Annotated in this window: 4 protein-coding genes; all 4 read right to left on the minus strand. The window is 67.7% G+C overall.

Translation table 11 applies throughout. The features are described from left to right. Positions 1-684, minus strand: a 684-nt coding sequence (locus AC04L7_RS16870) for a hypothetical protein (protein WP_475513473.1), incomplete at its 3' end; no start/stop codon positions are given. 53 nt (positions 685-737) lie between these two features. Further along, positions 738-1,013 carry a hypothetical protein gene (locus tag AC04L7_RS16875; protein ID WP_296278258.1) on the minus strand — a complete coding sequence of 92 codons (276 nt, stop codon included), beginning with the start codon at positions 1,011-1,013 and terminating at the stop codon, positions 738-740. Between the two features lie 131 nt (positions 1,014-1,144). Further along, on the minus strand, positions 1,145-1,987 hold the full coding sequence (locus AC04L7_RS16880) for an SAM-dependent methyltransferase (RefSeq protein WP_475513474.1): 843 nt from the start codon (positions 1,985-1,987) through the stop codon (positions 1,145-1,147). Beyond that, positions 1,945-2,331: GNAT family N-acetyltransferase (locus AC04L7_RS16885; protein WP_475513475.1), on the minus strand; the 387-nt coding region annotated here is incomplete at its 5' end. The genes AC04L7_RS16885 and AC04L7_RS16880, both read right to left, overlap by 43 nt.

Here is a 2,331-nt window from a genome sequence, read left to right on the forward strand (position 1 = left end):
GGCCAGGTAGGTGCGGGTAAGGCCGCCCAGGATCGGCTCCTTCTGCTCCTCGCACGTCTTGATGGTGCTGAAGATCGCCTCTTCCGAGGGTGACTTCTTCAACCCCAGCGCGGCCTCGGCCACCAGGTTGCCGGCCGCGCACCTGTTGCGCCCATCCGGTGCATCCGACAGCACCTGCTGCGCATACTGCTCACCGAGGGTGTACTCGCCGACCTGGTTGTACAGCAGCCCGGCGACGAGCAGCCCGCGGTGACGTACATCCTTCTTCTCCACCTTGGTGGCCAGCGGCAGGATGTCGTTGAGCGTGGTCAGCCCCTGCTCGAACTTGCGGGTCAACGCATAGGTATTGACCAGCAGCGATCCGGTCCAGAACAGCATCTCCGGGTCCTGCGTCTCCTGCTGGATCTGGCGGAGCTCCCGTATCGCGGGCTCCGACTTGCCCTTCATCAGGAATCCATGCGCCCTGAGCAGCCGCAGCTTGAGACGCTGCTCCGGGGTGGCTTCCTCGACGCGCTTTTCGAGCCGATCCAGCACCTCGTAGAAGCGGGCCGGCTGGGAGGTCTTGATCGTCTCCGCCTGCTCGATCAGCGCATCGATGCCCGGCGCCATCTGGGCCTGCGCCGGTGCGACGAACGCGCATGCCAGCGCACACGCCAGCCAATAGGTACGTCCTTTCCCGAGCATCATCCCTAGTCTCCCGACCGACTGCCGCCACCGGAGCCCGCTGGCCGCCGAGGTTACTCCTTTTCAGCCGGGTCCTCTTCCCCACCCGTCTGATCGTCCGCGTCTTCACGCGACTCGTCTTCCTTGCCCTCATCCGGGGCGAGGATCATGCAGAACATGGCCGGCCGGGCGTCCAGCAGCCGGGTCAGCGATGCGACGTCGCGATCGCGCAACGCGGCACGCTGGTCGGCCTCGACATCGAGGGCGGCGACGGCGGCCAGATAGTCGGACGTCGCCTGCGACGAAGCGGCAGCACCCATGGACTCCAGGAAGCGGATGGCATTGGACACGCGGATTTCCCCAAAACAATGATGGTTGAAGCGATTCTGCAGCGCCCGCGCCGTACGCGCAGGCCTGCCCCCTTGGCGTGACAATACTCACTTTCAGGCGGGCTTGCCACGCCCCGGGCGGTCCGGCGCCCTCAGCCGCCCAAGGCGCGCAGGCGCGCCAGGACCTGCTCGTTCCTCCGCAGCGGGACGGCAGGCGGAACCACCAGGGTGGTCGCGGCCGAAAGCGTCGCCGTGGGCAGCTGGTCCAGCGGCAGCCGGTCCATGCGGGGGCGCGAGATCGGCAGCGTGGCCGCCTCGTAGGCGATCACTTCATGGCCTGCCGGGTAATCGCCGAGCAACAGGTCCACCAGCACCTGCTTGGTACCGGCGTCGGTGGACAGCCGCCCGGTCGAGAGATCGCCCGCCACGCCGATCTGCCACAGGACCAGATACGCAGACGGGTCCACCCTGCGCTCGTAGAACATGAACTGGCTCGCTTCGAAATGCTGGCAACCCACTGCGCCCGGGTCGATGCCCAGGTCGGCGTAGAGGCAGTCTTCCGCCGACACCGCGGCTTCCATCACGGCCTCGAACCCCTCGGCGCGCGCCTGCTCCACCGCCCGGTGCGGGACCTGCGCGAACACGCCGGGGTGGCCATAGAAGGCACCGCATACACGTCGCCCCCGCCGCACCTCCGCCAGCATCGCCTCGACCATCTCGCGGTAGGTCTCGCGCCGCGGCTTGCCCTCCCGGTAGAGCGGCTGGAGGCTCCTGACATCTGCATTCATGCCCTGCACCCACAGTTCGACGATCGGGTCCGACATGGCACTGAAGACGACGTCTGCCTGTTCGATATGGCTCCGCGCACGCGGTGCCAGGTGCGCCCCCAGGGTCATGCCCACGCCCACGCACGCGAGCCGGCCCCGCCCCGCGTCTGCTTCCTCGAGTCCCGTCACTGCTTTGCCCCTGCCTGAGCGGCGAACCGCCGCATCCACTCATCCCGCGTCATTTCCCAACCCCGGAACGCCGATCCCCCTGGCACCTCCGCCATCGCGTGGAACCCCAGCCGTCGCATGACGCCCGCACCGGCGTCATTGTCGCGCGCGTGGCGACTGAACGTGCGCGGCCACGCGCCTTCTTCGAACAGGTGGCCGGACAGGAACGCGATGGTCTCCTGCGCCACCTTGCGGCCTTGCCAGGGCGCCAGGACCATGACGCCGATTTCGGCCGCACCGGAATGCGGGGACAATGCGAGCAGGCCGACGACTTCGCTGTCGTTCCCTCCGCATTCGATCACCCAGCAACACGCACGTCGAAGATCCGCGTGCGCATTGGACCG

The sequence above is a fragment of the Pseudoxanthomonas sp. LjRoot204_2 genome, from assembly GCF_056175765.1.